Here is a 13,686-nt window from a genome sequence, read left to right as displayed (position 1 = left end):
CATGACTGCGCTTTCGGCCTTCTTCTACCGGAAACCGCGGCTGCGCCTGGGGTTCCTGCTCTCGGCGCCGCTGCTCTGGCTCGGCCTGGCCTACCTGGGCGCGCTGGCCGCGTTGTTCGTGACGGCGTTCTGGCACACGGACGCGTTCACCGGCCAGGTGGTCGTCGAGTGGTCGCTGGACAACTTCAAGACGTTGTTCAGCGACGCGGTCTACCGCACGATCACCTTCCGCACGCTCGGGATCGCGGCGCTGGTCACGGTGATCGACGCCGTCATCGCGTTCCCGATGGCGTTCGCGATGGCCAAGCTGGCGTCCCCGCGGGCGCAGCGGATCCTGGTGATCGCGGTGATGACGCCGCTGTGGGCGAGCTACCTGGTGAAGGCGTACGCGTGGCGGTCGATGCTGTCCGGCAACGGTGCCCTGAGCTGGCTTTCGCCCGGTTACGGCGTCACGGCGACGATCATCACGCTGTCGTACCTCTGGCTGCCGTACATGATTCTGCCGATCTACGCGGGCCTCGACCGGCTGCCGGATTCCCTTGTGGACGCTTCGGGTGACCTCGGTGCGAGGTCGTTCCGGACGTTCCGCTCGGTGATCCTGCCGCTGACGTTCCCGGCGATCGTGGCGGGTTCGATCTTCACGTTCTCGCTGTCCCTGGGCGACTACATCGCGGTGAAGATCGTCGGCGGCACGTCCCAGATGCTCGGCAACGTCGTCTACGACAACATCGGCGCGGCCAACAACCTCCCGTTCGCGGCGACGGTGGCCACCGTGCCGGTCGTGATCATGCTGGTCTACCTGGCCGCGGTGCGCCGAACCGGTGCGCTGGACAACCTCTAGGAGCTTTCATGCGGACCTCCCGGGTGGTGCTGTGGACCGCGCTGGGTCTCGGCCTGGCGGTGATCTACTTCCCGCTGGTGGTGGTGCTGCTCAACTCCGTCAACGCGGACACGACGTTCGGCTTCCCGCCGTCCCGGTTCACCCTCGAGTGGTGGAGCCGCGCGGCTTCCAACGAGGGTGCGTTGAACGCGCTGTGGACGAGCGTCGAGGCCGGGCTGGCGGCGACGGCCATCGCGCTGGTGCTCGGCACGATGGCCGCGTTCGCCTTGCAGCGCTACCGGTTCTTCGGCCGCAACCCGGTGTCGCTGCTGATCATCCTGCCGATCGCGCTGCCGGGGATCGTCACGGGCATCGCGCTCAACAACGCGTTCCGGACGATCCTCGGCATCAACCTGGGCCTGCTGACGGCGATCATCGCGCACGCGACGTTCTGCATCGTGGTGGTGTTCAACAACGTCGTCGCGCGGTTGAGGCGGATGGGCGGCAACCTCGAGGAAGCGTCGATGGACCTGGGCGCGACGGGGTTCACGACGTTCCGGCTGGTGACGTTCCCGATGTTGCGGTCGGCCCTGCTGGCCGGCGGGCTGCTGGCGTTCGCGCTGTCGTTCGACGAGATCATCGTGACGACGTTCACCCTGGGCACCGGCATGGAAACGCTGCCGATCTGGATCTACAACAACCTGTTCCGGCCCAACCAGGCGCCGATCGTGAACGTGGTGGCGGCGGTGCTGATCGTGGCGTCGACGGTGCCGGTGTACCTGGCCCAGAAGCTGTCCGGCGACACGGCGTCGGGCGGTCGCCTCTAGTGCACTGACCGGATCGTGCCCCCGTCGACGCGGATCGTCGCGCCGCTGACGTAATCCGCCGCCGGGCTCACCAGATACCCGACCGCCGCCGCGATCTCTTCCGGACGCCCGAGCCGGCCCACGTCGTTCGGGACCAGGTCCTGGGCCGCCCGGCGCTCGATCTCCGGCCACTCCGTGCCCCAGCCGTGCTCCGGCGCGATCGACGTCAGCAGGTCGCGCACCGAGTCCACCAGGATCGCGCCCGGGGCCACCACGTTCGACGTCACACCCGTGCCGGCCAGCTCGCGGGCCAGGGACACCGCCAGGTTGTGCCGGGCGGCGAGGGTCGCCGTGTAGTGCGGCTGCATCGCCATCGGCTGGATCGCCAGCCCGCCGCCGAGCTGGATCACCCGGCCCCAGCCCCGCGTGCGCATCCCCGGCACGAACCGGTGGATCATCCGGACCGCCGAGACGACGTTCGCCTCGTACGTCGACGCCCAGACCTCCGGCGTCGTGTCGGTCCACCCCCGGTGGTCGTACGAACCGGCGTTGTTGACCAGGATGTCGACATCACCCGCCGCGGCGGCCACCGCGTCCGCTCCCGCGTCGGTCGACAAATCGCCGATCGCCACGGTCGCCGCGCCGATCGACTCCGCCACCTGCCGCGCGCGCCCGGCGTCCCGTCCGTGGACGACCACCGCCGCGCCTTCCGCGGCCAGCAACCGCGCGATCGCGGCGCCGAGGCCCGCGCTGGACCCGGTGACGAGGGCCCGCTTACCAGTCAGTTCGAGATCCATGAAGCACCTTCCGGCATGTCTACACTCGTATACTTACGCTTGAAGTCTACACTCGTATACATGAGAGCCCGCAACGCCGCCGCCACCCGCGAAGCGATCCTGAACTCCGCGCTCGAAGCGTTCACACGAGCCGGGTACGACGGTGTCGGCGTCCGGGAGATCGCCCAGGCCGCCGGGGTCACGGCGATGCTCGTCAACCGCTACTTCGGCTCGAAGGAAGGACTCTTCGCCGAAGTCGTCGACGCCGCGATGACCGATCGCACGGTGCTCACCAGCGACCCGGAGACGCTCGCCGCCGACATCGCGGCCGCCCTGGTGCAGCGCACCGCGCCCGGCGCCGAGCGGCTCGACCCGTTCCTGCTGATGCTGCGTTCGGCGCCCAACCCGCGCGCGGCGGAGATCCTGCGTGCCGGCATCGAGCGGCACGTCGAGAAGCACCTGACCGACGTCCTCCCGGCCGGGCGGGGCACCGAAGGCCCGGCGCTGGCGCTCGCGGTGATCGCCGGCTTCTGGGTGATGCGCACGCTCATCGGCAGCACCGAGCTGAACCGCGCCGACGAAGCCGTCGTGCGGAAGAAGCTGGAGAAGGTGTTCGCGGTGCTACTCGCGGAATGAGTCGGTCGCCGCGCGCAGGGCGGCGAGCACCCCCGGGTCGGTCACCGCGTGCCCGGCGCCCTCGAGGAGCTTCAGCTCCGAACCCGGCCACGCCTGGTGCAGCTCGTACGCGGTCACCGGCGGGCACACCGTGTCGTAGCGGCCCTGCACGATGACACCCGGGATGCCGTCGAGCTTGCCCGCGTCGCGGATCAGCTGGCCCTCGTCGAGCCAGGCGCCGTGGCGGAAGTAGTGCACGGCGAGCCGGGCGAAGGTCAGCGCGAACGCCGGTTCGGCGTACTGGCGGAGGAAGGACTCCTGCGGCTGCACGGAAACCGTCGCGCCTTCCCAGGTGCTCCACGCGATCGCGGCGCGGTGCCGGACTTCCTCGGCCGGGTCGTCGAGCAGCGCGGCGTACGCCGCCAGCGGGTCGTCGCGCAGCGAAGCCGGGATGGGGGCGAGGAAGGCTTCCCATTCGCGCGGGAACAGGTTCGCGGCGCCGCCGCGGTAGATCCAGTCGAGCTCACTGCGCCGCACGGTGAACACGCCCCGCAGGATGATTTCGCTGACGCGGGACGGGTGCGTCTCGGCGTAGGCGAGCGCCAGCGTCGCACCCCACGAGCCGCCGAAGAGCTGCCAGCGTTCGATGCCGAGGCGTTCGCGCAGGGCCTCCATGTCGGCCACCAGGTGCCACAGCGTGTTGGCGCTCAGGTCGTCGGCTCCCGGCGTCGACCGGCCGGATCCGCGCTGGTCGAACAGCACGATCCGGTAGGCGGCGGGGTCGAAGTGCCGCCGCGCCATCGGCGCGATCCCGCTGCCGGGCCCGCCGTGCAGGACCACCACCGGTTTGCCTTCCGGGTTGCCGGCCTCCTGGCACCGGATCCGGTGCCCGTCGCCGACATCGAGGAAACCCTCGGCGCGCGGGGAGATCGGCGGGTAGAGCTCGTCCATGCCCGTCACTGTGCCGGAGGGTCCTGGTCGCCGTCCCGCCAACCCGCCGCCGGACGACGGGACGGCGACCAAGTAGGTGGGGGCCCGCCCCCGCCGCCGGGCTGAGCGGGCCCCCAGTCCGTGGGTCAGCCTGGGCTGACATCCGGGCGAGGGGGAGCGGCGCCGTCGGTGTGGTCACAACGGCCGGTGGTCCGCACACGCATTTCCGTCCTCCTCGTCGAGGTTCGAAGCTTCGTCGTGGCGGCGACGGGCTAAACGCTAAGCCAAGGTCCGAACGTCAGTCAAGGACATGATTGAAGTTCATATACGTGAACACTCCTGAGAGGACGCTGAGCGCGGCTGTGCCCCTTGCCGGCGGTTAACGAACGGGCGGGTACGTTCCGGTGTCGGGGTTTCGAAAAGTGGTACGGAAAGGCTCGGAATGTCCGCGGTGACCTATCTCGAGGCGATTGTCGTCGGCGCCTTGCAGGGGGTGTCGGAATTGTTTCCGGTGTCCAGTCTCGGCCACAGCATCCTGCTGCCCGCCTGGCTCGGCGGGCAGTGGCAGCGGGACCTGAGCATCGGCAAGGATTCGCCGTACCTCGCGGTGCTCGTCGCGATGCACGTCGCCACCGCGCTCGCGCTCGTGCTGTTCTTCCGGAAGGACTGGGTGCGGATCATCGGCGGGCTGTGGACGTCGCTGCGCCACCGCGAGGTCCGCACGCCCGACCAGCGCCTCGCGTGGCTGCTCGTGCTCGCCACGATCCCGGTCGGGCTGGCCGGCCTTCTGCTCGAAGGCCTGCTGCGCGACTTCCTCGGCAAGCCGGTGCCGTCGGCGATCTTCCTCGCGCTCAACGGCGGAGTCCTTTACGCCGCCGAAAAGTTCTCCCGCAAGAAGCCCCCGGAAGAAGCGGACACTGTGGACTTTTCCGCCGAGGAGACCCTGGTCATGCGGGCGGTCTCGGTCGACGAGCGGACCGACGTCCGGCTGGCGAAGCTGCGGGTCGGCGAGGCGGTCCTGATCGGCGCCGCGCAGATCTTCGCGCTGCTGCCGGGCATCAGCCGCTCGGGCATCACGATGGTCGCCGGGCTGCGCCGCGGACTCGGCCACGAAGACGCCGCGCGCTTCGCGTTCCTCCTCGCCACGCCGGTGATCCTCGCCGCCGGCGTGCTGAAGATGCCGACGCTGTTCGCTCCGGAGAACCACGCTTCACTCGGGCCGGCGCTCGTCGGCAGTGTTGTCGCCGGGGTCGCTTCGTACATTTCTGTCCGGTTCCTCACTGGATACTTCGAAAAGCGCACGCTGACCCCGTTCGCCGTTTACTGCGTGGTCGCCGGAATCGGCAGCCTGATTTTCTTCGCGGTCTGACGATGCCGCTGACGTTCGACGTCCCGGCGGTGCTCACCGTCGTCGTCCTGGGTGTGCTCTACGTCCGCGCGGCGCATGGCCGCGGCTGGCCACCGGGCCGCACGGCGGCGTTCCTCGCCGGCCTCGCGACGATCGTCGTCGTCACCTGCTCGCCGCTGGCGGTCTACGACACGACGTTCTTCTGGGTCCGCGCGGTCCAGACCACGACGCTCCTGATGGTCACACCGCTGCTGCTGGCGCTGGGCGCCCCGATCCGGCTCCTCCTCGACACGGTCCCGGCGCCGTGGCTGCGCGAGCACGGCCGCGGCAAGGTGGCGCGGGCGCTGACCTTCCCGCCGGTCGTCACGCTCACCCTGGTCGTGCCGGTGCTCGTGCTCTACCTGACCCCGCTCTACGCCCTCACGCTGCGGTCCCCGGTCGCCGACGGCCTGGTCCGGCTCGCGCTCGTGCTCGCCGGGTTCACCTACTTCTGGACGCGCCTGGGGCTCGACCCGACCCCGCGGCGGGACCCGCACCTGGTGTCGGTGTGGATCGCGTTCACCGAGGTGATCTTCGACGGCGCGCTCGGCCTGGTGCTGTGGCTCGGCCCGCTGCTGGCCCCGGACCACTACGCGGCCGCACACCCGGGCCGGGGACCGGACCCCCGCACCGACCAGATCATCGGCGCGGGTGTGCTCTGGATCGGCGGCGACGTCGCCGGGCTGCCGTTCGTCGTCGCGTTGTTCGTGCGCTGGGCCCGCGACGACGAGCGGCGCGCGAAGCAGATCGACGTCCAGCTGGACGAAGAAGCCGCTTCGGGCGCCGCGTCGACGTCGGGCCTCTGGTGGGAGAACGACCCGGCACTCGCCGAGCGGTTCAAGGAGCGGGGTTAGTCGTGGAAAGCGTGCTCCGGCGCCGGGAACTCACCACGCCGGACGTCCTCCGCGAACGCCGTCGCCGCGTCCTGCAGCACCGTCGCGACGTCGGCGTAGCGCTTGACGAACCGGGGCGCCTTGCCGCGGCGCAGCCCGGCCATGTCCTGCCAGACGAGCACCTGGGCGTCGCAGTCCGGGCCGGCGCCGATGCCGACCGTCGGGATCTTCAGCTCCGCCGTGACGCGCTTCGCGGCTTCGGCGGGCACCATCTCCATCACCACCGCGAACGCCCCGGCCTCCTGCAGTGCCAGCGCGTCGGCGAGCAGCACGTCCGCCGCTTCGCCGCGCCCCTGCACCCGGTAACCACCGAGGTTGTGCTCACTCTGCGGGGTGAACCCGATGTGGCCCATCACCGGCACGCCGGCCGACGTCAGCGCCTCGACGTGCGCGGCGAACCGCCGCCCGCCTTCGAGCTTCACGGCGTGCGCGCGGCCCTCCTTCATGAACCGCACCGACGTCTCCAGCGCCTGCTGCGGCGAGAGCTGGTAGGAGCCGAACGGCAGGTCCGCGACCACGAGCGCACGTTTGACCGATCGGGTGACGGCCCGGACCAGCGGCAGCAGCTCGTCGACCGTCACCGGCAACGAGGTGTCGTAGCCGAAGACGTTGTTGGCCGCGGAGTCGCCGACGAGCAGCACGGGGATCCCGGCCTCGTCGAACAGCGCGGCGGTGTACATGTCGTACGCGGTGAGCATGGGCCACGGCTCGCCGCGTTCCTTGAGCTCACGCAGGTGGTGCACGCGGACCTTCCGGCCCGGACCCGGTGCCGCGGGCGCGGGGGCGGCGGATCCGGTGCCGTAGGGGGCTGCCTCTTCGGCGGGCCCGTTCGCAGTGGCAGACATCGTCGTCGACCGTCCTTCCCTCGAGGCCTCGGTGAGGTCCCCGGGTCGTGGAGCAGGGGCGTCTCAAAGCGTGACACGCCCCCGGAGCCGCCCCAACCGCGTGCGACAAGCTTCACACCCTCGGGGACGACACACCGTCAGCCTTGAGGTTGATGTTCGAGGACAACCAACCTGTGTTCACTGACGTCAAGAGAGGGCATGACCACCGACCGGCCGCGAAAGGCGACAAGAGCGACGATGGGAAACCTCGCGAGCACGCGTCCGCGCGTTCCCGCCTGGAAGGCGAAGGCGGGCGGCATCGTCGCGACCGTGGTCCAGCTGGCCGCGGTGTTCTCGGTGGTCCTGCTGTTCGCCGGCGGCGCGCACGGGCACCTGCTCAACGGCATCGACATGGCGTTCTCCAGCCTCAGCGTGCCGACCAGCGCGAGCCTGGTGATGGTGCTGCTGCTGGTCGTGCTGGGCGGCGCGCTGCGCCGGCGCAAGAAGGCGGCGCTGTACACGCTGGTGCTGTTCCAGGTCGGCGGGCTGCTGCTCACCCTGGCCCTGCAGGCGACGCTGCTGTGGTCACCCGAGCTGCTCTCGCTCGGGTCGAGGCAGGTCCGGCACATCCCGGTCCAGCTGTGGGCCCTCACCGTGGCCGACGTGCTGTCGGTCGGCCTGATCGTGTTCCTGCTCGCGCTGCGCCCGGCCTTCCCGGCCCGGCTCGCGCCGAGCGCCTGGCGGGACGGCCTGACCATGCTGTTCGGCGGGTTCGCCGTGGTCATCCTGGTCGGCTGGGGGCTGGCCGAGGCGTTCCCCGGCCAGCTCGGCGACACCTGGGAGCGGTTCGCCTGGGTGGTCAACCACGCCACCGGTGAGAACCTGCAGCTGCGCCGGATCGGCGTCGGCGAGGGGCCGGGCTGGCTGGACGTGCTCATCGACCTCAGCGCGACCACCGTCGCCACCGGAGCGCTGTACATGCTCTTCCGTGGCGTACGCAGCCGTCGCCTGCGTACGGACGACGAAGAGCTTCGAGTGCGTCAGCTGCTCGCCGAACACGGTGAGGACGACTCCCTCGGTTACTTCGCCACCCGGCGCGACAAGAGCGTCGTCTTCTCGCCGAACGGCCGCGCGGCCGTGACGTACCGCGTGCTCGGTGGCACCAGCGTCGCGAGTTCCGACCCGGTCGGCGACCCCGAGGCGTGGCCGGACGCGGTCCGCGCGTGGCTCGACGAAACCCGCACCTACGGCTGGACGCCGGGGGTGCTCGGCGCCAGCGAGCGCGGTGCGAAGGCGTACACCGACGCGGGACTGCGGGCCCTGGAGATCGGCGACGAAGCCGTGCTCGACGTCCGCGAGTTCAGCCTCGCCGGGCCCGAGCGGCGTTCGGTGCGCCAAGCCGTCAAACGCATCGAGCGGGCCGGTTACACCTCGCAGGTCCGCCGGCACGGCGAAATCCCCGACGGCGAGATGGCCGAGCTCCTCGCCCGGGCCCAGGCCTGGCGCGGCGCCGAGACCGAACGCGGCTTCTCGATGGCGCTGGGCCGGCTCGGCGACCCGAGTGACGGCCGCAGCGTGATGGTCGAGGCCTACGACGCCCACGGCGAGCTGCGCGGGCTGCTGTCGTTCGTCCCGTGGGGACGCCGGGGGCTCTCGCTGGACCTCATGCGCCGCGACCGCGACGCCGAGAACGGCCTCAACGAGTACATGGTCGCCGAGGTCGTCGCGGCCGCCCAGCACCTCGGCGCGCAGCGGATCTCGCTCAACTTCGCGATGTTCCGCGCGGTGTTCTCCGAGGGTGAGCGAATCGGCGCGGGCCCGGTGCTGCGGGCCTGGCGCGGGATCCTGAGCGTCGCTTCGCGGTTCTTCCAGCTGGAGTCGCTGTACCGGTCCAACGCCAAGTACGGCCCGGAGTGGGAGCCGCGGTTCCTCTGTTACTCCTCGGCCCGGCGGCTCCCGCGGGTCGGCATCGTCGCGGGCGCGCTCGAAGGGTTCGTTCCGACCGGACGGTCGCGGTCGCTGCGGCTGGAGACGGTCGGCGACGAGTTCGTCGCGCGGGTCAAGGCGATCGAGGAGACGTCGGCGCTTCCCTCGCCGAAGGCGGTGCGGCGGCCCGAACAGGTCCGCGTCCGCATGGCCAAGCTTGACAAGCTGCGCGAAGCCGGGATCGACCCGTACCCGGTCGGGTTCCGCCGCGACGACCACATCGGCGACGTCGTCGCGAAGTTCGGCGCGCTGACCCCGGACACCGTCACCGGACACCGGGTCCGGATCGCCGGGCGCGTGCTGGCGATGCGCATCCTCGGCGGGCTGTGCTTCGCCCGCGTCAAGGACTTCAGCGGCGAGATCCAGCTGATGCTGGAGGCCGGCGAGCTGGACCTCACCGGCTGGCGGACCGGCGTCGACCTCGGTGACCACGTCGGGGTCAGCGGCCAGGTCGTCACGTCGAAGCGGGGTGAGCTCTCGGTGCTCGTCGACGAGTGGACGGTCACCGCGAAGTGCCTGCACCCGTTGCCGGACAAGCGGAAGGGCCTCACCGACCCGGAGACGCGGGTGCGGCAGCGCTACCTCGACCTCGCCGTCAACCCGGACTCGACGGCCATGCTGCGGCTGCGGTCCACGGTGGTCCGCGCGGTGCGCGACCGGCTGCACCACGCCGACTACCTCGAGGTCGAGACGCCGATGCTGCAGACGGTCCACGGCGGCGCGAACGCCCGGCCGTTCGTCACCCACATCAACGCCTACGACATGCGGATGTACCTGCGGATCGCGCCGGAGCTCTACCTGAAGCGGCTGTGTGTCGCCGGGGTCGAGCGGGTCTTCGAGCTCAACCGGAACTTCCGCAACGAAGGTGTCGACGCGACGCACAACCCCGAGTTCACGATGCTCGAGGCGTACCAGGCGTACGCCGACTACGACTCGATGCGCGTCCTGACCCGCGAGCTCATCCAGCACGCGGCCGAAGCGGCGTACGGCGCCCAGATCGTGCGCCGGCCCGACGCGGCCGGGAAACTCGTCGAGCACGACATCTCCGGCGACTGGCCGGTGATCCCGGTCCACGAAGCCGTTTCGGCGGCGCTGGGGGAGCGGATCGACTCGGGCACCTCGGTGGCGGAGCTGCGACGCCTGTGCGTCGCCGCGGGCGTGCCGGTGGGGGAGGATCCGAGCCACGGCGACCTCGTGCTCAAGGCACACGAGCACCTCGTCGAGGGCTCGACCGTGCTGCCGACGTTCTACACGGACTACCCGACGGACGTCTCGCCGCTGACTCGCCAGCACCGCACCGACCCACTGCTGGCCGAACGCTGGGACCTGATCGCGTTCGGCTCCGAGGTCGGCACCGCCTACACCGAGCTGACCGACCCGATCGAGCAGCGACGGCGGCTGGAGGCGCAGTCGCTCCGCGCGGCCAGCGGCGACGTCGAAGCGATGGAACTGGACGAAGATTTTCTGCTGGCCCTGGAGCACGGCATGCCGCCGACCGGGGGACTCGGCCTGGGCGTTGACCGGCTGCTCATGATGCTGACCGGGGCGTCGATCCGCCAGACGGTCCTGTTCCCCTTCGTCCGTCCGCAGGCATAACGACTCGGTCGACCCGGTCAGCGTCACACCGCCGACACCCATCGGGTCGCTTACTGTGTGCCTCGTGCGCACGGCTCGAATCGCCTCGGCCCTCCTGATGGGGGTGGCCGTCTTCGCGTATTCGGGGTGGCTGCTGGAGTTCTTCCTCCCGACGGGCGTCTCGCCGGTGCACGACCCGGTCGAGGCGCTGCTGAGCGGCCCGCCGGTGTTCCGCGTCCTGCTCGCCGTGTCGGGGGTCGCGTTCCTGCTCGCCGGGCCGCCGCTGCACCGGCTCGGCCCGGTTCAGTGGACGGCGCGGCTCAGCTCGATCTCGGTGAGCGCGTTCGGCCTGGTCGCACTGCTGCAGGCCGCTTACCCGGAGCAGAGCGGCGCGCTCTCGTCGCTGGCGACGGTCGTGCTCACTGTCGGGGTGATCAGCCTGATCCTCTGGTGGCCGCCGGGTTGGCGCGCGCTCGCCGTTGCCGGGCTCGTGGTCGTCCTGGTCACCTGGGCCACCCTGGTGCTCGCGCGGCAGCTGGACGCTGCCGAAGGTGTGGTCAGCCGGGTCGAGCAGGTGGTGCGCGCCGTCCTCTACGGCCTCGGCGGGGCGTACGCGTTCATCAAGCCTGCGCCACGACATGCGCCTCGAGGCGGCTGAGCAGCTCCAGCAGCGTCTTCCGCTCGGCCGGGTCGAGCACGCTGAACGTCTCGTCGGCGTGCCCGTGCTGGATCTTCTCGATCTCGGCGAGCCGGGCGCGGCCGGTTTCGGTGACGGCCAGCAGGCTCGCGCGCCGGTCGGTCGGGTCGGGTTCACGCCGCAGTAGCTCGTCCCGCTCCAGCGCGTCGACGGCCGAGGTGATCGCCCGGCCGGTCACCCCGAGGCGGCGCTTGACCTCGCCCATCCGCGGCCGGTCACCCAGCAGGTCGACCATGAGCAGCAGCTGGACCTGGGCCGTCGGCCAGCCCCGCTTGGCGTAGGGCGCGCCCGCGTACCGGCGCAGGACGTGCGTGATGCGCCGCAGGGCGTCGGCCAGCTCCGCACCGGTCGGGATGTTCTCGGTTGACACCTCCGCGACTCTACCCGCAAAGTATATAGACGAAATTGATACTAACTACTTTGCATCTAACTTTGGGGGAGTCTTGTCCTTGTGGGGGAACCGCACGTTCGTCCTGCACACCGCATCCGTCACCATCTCGGCCACGGGTACCGCGGCCGCCCAGGTCGCGGTCGTCTTCGCCGTCCTCGGCCTGGGCGGCTCCGCGGGTGACGTCGGGCTCGTCGGCGTCGCCGGGCTCGTGCCCGCGCTGGCGTTCTTCCTGGTCGGCGGGGTGGTCGCCGACCGGTGGCCGCGCAACCGGGTGCTCGTCGGAGCGACCGTGCTGTCCGCGCTGAACCAGGGCGTCCTCGGCTACCTGGTGCTGACCGGCCAGGCGCGGCTCGTGCACATCGTCGTGGCGGCGGCGTTGTCCGGGCTCGCGACGGCGTTCGTGATGCCGGCCGCGCAGGGCCTGCTGATGCGCGGGGTCGGCCGGGACCAGGGCTCGCGCGCCTTCGCCGTGTTCCGGCTGAGCCTGAACCTGGCCCAGATCGGCGGCTCGTCCCTCGGCGGGGTGCTGGTCGCCTCCGCCGGGCCCGGCTGGGCGCTCCTGGCGGACTCGCTGACGTATGTCGTCGCCATCGGACTGCGGCTCCCGATGCGGATCGAAGGAACGATGAGCGTGCGAGGCGGCGTCGTCCGTTCGCTGCGCGAAGGGTGGACCGAGTTCCGGTCGCACCGCTGGCTCGGGCCGCTGGTCGTCCAGTTCGCCGCGGTCAACGCGCTCGCCGTGGGCGCCTACGAGCTGGTCCTCGGCCCGATCGTGGCCGGGAACGCGGCCGCGTGGGGCGCGATCATGGCGGCCGACGCCACCGGGATGGTGCTCGGCGGCCTGCTGCTCGTGGCCTGGACCCCGCCCCGGCTCTCGGGGGTGTTCGGCGGCGCGCTCACGGCGGCGCCGCTGGTGGCGATGGCGGCGGGCGCCCCGACCGCGGTGGTGTGTGCCGCGGCCGCGTTCGCCGGCGCCGGGGTCGAGCTGTTCGGCGTCAGCCTGATGACGCTGCTGCAGAAGCACGTCCGGCACGACCGGCTGTCCCGGGTTTCGGCCTACCAGTCCTTGGCGGGCTTCGGGCTGACGCCGGCCGGCACGGCGCTCGCCGGGCCGTTCGCCGCGGTGGCGGGGACCCGCGGCGCCCTCGGCGCGCTCTCGGTCGCGCTGCTGGCGATCGCGGCCGTTTGCGCCCGGATCGTCGGTGGGAGGTGGGACGATCCGGGCACCAACGACGAAGGAGTGGATCGACATGGCGGGAAACGTGCCCCCGGTGGCCGACGAGCGTGACGGGCTGCTGCGCTTCCTCGAGCAGCAGCGGTACGTGCTCAAGTTGGCGGCACACGGGCTGACCGACGAACAGGCGAGACAGGCGCCGACGAAGAGCGCGCTGACGGTGGGCGGGCTGGTCAAGCACGTCGCGACCACCGAGGACGGCTGGCTCGACATCATCCTGCAGCTGCCGCAGAAGCCGTTCGGCGAGGGCATGGCGGACTACGAGTCGGGCTACCGGCTGGGCCCGGACGAGACGCTTGCGGGGGTGCTGGCGCGCTACGACGAGGTGGCGGCCCGCACGGCGGAGGTGATCGGCCGGATCGACGACCTCGGCCGCCCGGTCCCGGTGCCGAAGGGCGTGCCGTGGTACCCGCAGGACGTCGAGGCGTGGTCGGTCCGCTGGGTGCTGCTGCACCTGATCGAGGAGACGGCCCGCCACGCGGGCCACGCGGACATCATCCGCGAGCACGTCGACGGCGGCACGGCCATCCCCCTGATGGCGGCGGCCGAAGGCTGGCCCGAGACCCCCTGGGTCAAGCCCTGGACCCCGGAGACCCAACCCGCCTGACCCCTTCCCGCCCCCGACACGCAAGCCGACCGCCTGGGTACGCGAGCCGACCCTCCAGGTACGCGAGTCGTCCGTCCAGGTACGCGAGTCGTCCGGCTGGGTACGCGTGTCGTCCGTTCGCAACCCCGGCTCCGGCCCGGCGGAG

13 protein-coding genes are annotated in these 13,686 nt (G+C 71.1%); 9 read left to right on the top strand and 4 right to left on the bottom strand.

Annotated features, from left to right (window positions below):
- Position 1: 1 nt before the first annotated feature.
- Both ACIA5G_RS35775 and ACIA5G_RS35770 read left to right on the top strand, forming a co-directional pair.
- Positions 2-841, top strand: coding sequence for an ABC transporter permease (locus ACIA5G_RS35775; protein ID WP_395931425.1), 840 nt, complete (start codon positions 2-4; stop codon positions 839-841).
- Between the two features lie 8 nt (positions 842-849).
- Positions 850-1,647: an ABC transporter permease gene (locus tag ACIA5G_RS35770; protein WP_395931423.1), complete on the top strand. Its 798-nt coding sequence runs from the start codon at positions 850-852 to the stop codon at positions 1,645-1,647.
- On the opposite strand, the gene ACIA5G_RS35765 is transcribed toward ACIA5G_RS35770, so the two are convergent.
- Positions 1,644-2,423, bottom strand: a complete 780-nt coding sequence (locus ACIA5G_RS35765) for an SDR family NAD(P)-dependent oxidoreductase (RefSeq protein ID WP_395931421.1) — start codon at positions 2,421-2,423, stop codon at positions 1,644-1,646. The two genes, ACIA5G_RS35770 and ACIA5G_RS35765, sit on opposite strands and share 4 nt — an antisense overlap.
- A 60-nt stretch (positions 2,424-2,483) precedes the next feature.
- Between ACIA5G_RS35765 and ACIA5G_RS35760 the strand changes: the two genes are divergently transcribed.
- Positions 2,484-3,038, top strand: a complete 555-nt coding sequence (locus tag ACIA5G_RS35760) for a TetR/AcrR family transcriptional regulator (RefSeq protein ID WP_395931419.1) — start codon at positions 2,484-2,486, stop codon at positions 3,036-3,038.
- On the opposite strand, the gene pip is transcribed toward ACIA5G_RS35760, so the two are convergent.
- Positions 3,024-3,968, bottom strand: a complete 945-nt coding sequence (pip, locus tag ACIA5G_RS35755) for a prolyl aminopeptidase (protein WP_395931417.1) — start codon at positions 3,966-3,968, stop codon at positions 3,024-3,026. The genes ACIA5G_RS35760 and pip overlap by 15 nt on opposite strands.
- Before the next feature lie 421 nt (positions 3,969-4,389).
- Between pip and ACIA5G_RS35750 the strand changes: the two genes are divergently transcribed.
- Together ACIA5G_RS35750 and ACIA5G_RS35745 are read left to right on the top strand one after the other, a co-directional pair.
- The gene (locus ACIA5G_RS35750; RefSeq protein ID WP_395931415.1) at positions 4,390-5,316 is read left to right on the top strand and encodes an undecaprenyl-diphosphate phosphatase; all 927 of its coding nucleotides are present in this window, start codon (positions 4,390-4,392) and stop codon (positions 5,314-5,316) included.
- Positions 5,317-5,318: 2 nt separating this feature from the next.
- Complete coding sequence (locus tag ACIA5G_RS35745) at positions 5,319-6,188, top strand: cytochrome c oxidase assembly protein (protein WP_395931413.1); 870 nt, start codon at positions 5,319-5,321, stop codon at positions 6,186-6,188.
- On the opposite strand, the gene panB is transcribed toward ACIA5G_RS35745, so the two are convergent.
- Positions 6,185-7,072 (bottom strand): 3-methyl-2-oxobutanoate hydroxymethyltransferase, encoded by an 888-nt coding sequence (gene panB / locus ACIA5G_RS35740; RefSeq protein ID WP_395931411.1) that lies wholly within the window; start codon positions 7,070-7,072, stop codon positions 6,185-6,187. The genes ACIA5G_RS35745 and panB overlap by 4 nt on opposite strands.
- A 237-nt stretch (positions 7,073-7,309) precedes the next feature.
- Between panB and lysX the strand changes: the two genes are divergently transcribed.
- Positions 7,310-10,633, top strand: a complete 3,324-nt coding sequence (gene lysX, locus ACIA5G_RS35735) for a bifunctional lysylphosphatidylglycerol synthetase/lysine--tRNA ligase LysX (protein ID WP_395931409.1) — start codon at positions 7,310-7,312, stop codon at positions 10,631-10,633.
- 64 nt (positions 10,634-10,697) lie between these two features.
- Complete coding sequence (locus ACIA5G_RS35730) at positions 10,698-11,270, top strand: hypothetical protein (protein WP_395931407.1); 573 nt, start codon at positions 10,698-10,700, stop codon at positions 11,268-11,270.
- Here the strand turns inward: ACIA5G_RS35730 and ACIA5G_RS35725 are convergent.
- Entirely contained in the window at positions 11,233-11,679 is a 447-nt protein-coding gene (locus tag ACIA5G_RS35725; protein ID WP_395931405.1) for a MarR family winged helix-turn-helix transcriptional regulator, read from the bottom strand. The genes ACIA5G_RS35730 and ACIA5G_RS35725 overlap by 38 nt on opposite strands.
- A 73-nt stretch (positions 11,680-11,752) precedes the next feature.
- On the opposite strand from ACIA5G_RS35725, the gene ACIA5G_RS35720 reads away from it, so the two are divergent.
- Positions 11,753-12,988: an MFS transporter gene (locus tag ACIA5G_RS35720; RefSeq protein WP_395931403.1), complete on the top strand. Its 1,236-nt coding sequence runs from the start codon at positions 11,753-11,755 to the stop codon at positions 12,986-12,988.
- Positions 12,951-13,541, top strand: coding sequence for a DinB family protein (locus tag ACIA5G_RS35715; protein ID WP_395931401.1), 591 nt, complete (start codon positions 12,951-12,953; stop codon positions 13,539-13,541). Before ACIA5G_RS35720 ends, ACIA5G_RS35715 begins: the two co-directional genes overlap by 38 nt.
- Positions 13,542-13,686 lie beyond the last annotated feature (145 nt).

It is taken from the genome of Amycolatopsis sp. NPDC051758 (assembly GCF_044453095.1).
Lineage (GTDB): Bacteria > Actinomycetota > Actinomycetes > Mycobacteriales > Pseudonocardiaceae > Amycolatopsis.
The sequence above is the reverse complement of the archived record's forward strand: the minus strand, read 5'-3'. Positions and strand labels throughout refer to the sequence as shown.